The organism is Pelosinus baikalensis (assembly GCF_020819555.1).
Taxonomy (GTDB): domain Bacteria; phylum Bacillota; class Negativicutes; order DSM-13327; family DSM-13327; genus Pelosinus; species Pelosinus baikalensis.
In genome coordinates this window covers 1-521 of sequence record NZ_JAJHJB010000157.1, presented here as the reverse complement: position 1 = coordinate 521, position 521 = coordinate 1, and the positions used below count along the sequence as shown (strand labels likewise).

At 46.4% G+C, this 521-nt stretch carries 2 protein-coding genes; both read right to left on the bottom strand.

All coding sequences use genetic code 11. The features are described 5' to 3' along the window. Window positions 1-158: 50S ribosomal protein L18 (locus tag LMF89_RS25580; RefSeq protein WP_304622631.1), on the bottom strand; the 158-nt coding region annotated here is incomplete at its 3' end. Window positions 159-191: 33 nt separating this feature from the next. Beyond that, on the bottom strand, window positions 192-521 hold a 330-nt coding region (locus tag LMF89_RS25575; RefSeq protein WP_229537608.1), incomplete at its 5' end, for a 50S ribosomal protein L6.

The following is a 521-nucleotide window of genomic DNA, read 5'->3' as shown; positions in this document are numbered from 1 at the left end:
AAAGTAACTCCTTTTACGTCATCAATCAGCTGGGCATAAATGTGCTTGTTGGAACGGAACACATTTAAACGAGGACGAGCTGCTGTTCCGCTGAGTTTCGCACGTACACGAGCATGTCTCTTTTTGCGAGTAGCGTTTTTATCAGCCTTAGTGATCATTTCTGTCACTCCTTTCGTTTAACCTAAGCGGCATTACTTGCCTGTTTTACCTTCTTTGCGGCGGACGAATTCGCCTTCGTAGCGGATTCCTTTGCCTTTGTAAGGCTCAGGCGGACGAACGTCGCGGATGTTCGCAGCAAGCGCTCCAACGCGTTCTTTGTCAGTACCTTTTACAATGATCTTTGTATTGGCAGGAACTTCGATTTCGACGCCTTCTTCTGGCTCGATTTCAACTGGATGTGAATAACCAACGCTCAATACAAGCTTCTTGCCTTGTTTTGAAGCACGGTAACCTACACCGATTAGTTCAAGGCCTCTTTCGAAACCTTTAGATACGCCTTCTACCCTGTTGGAAAGAACTGC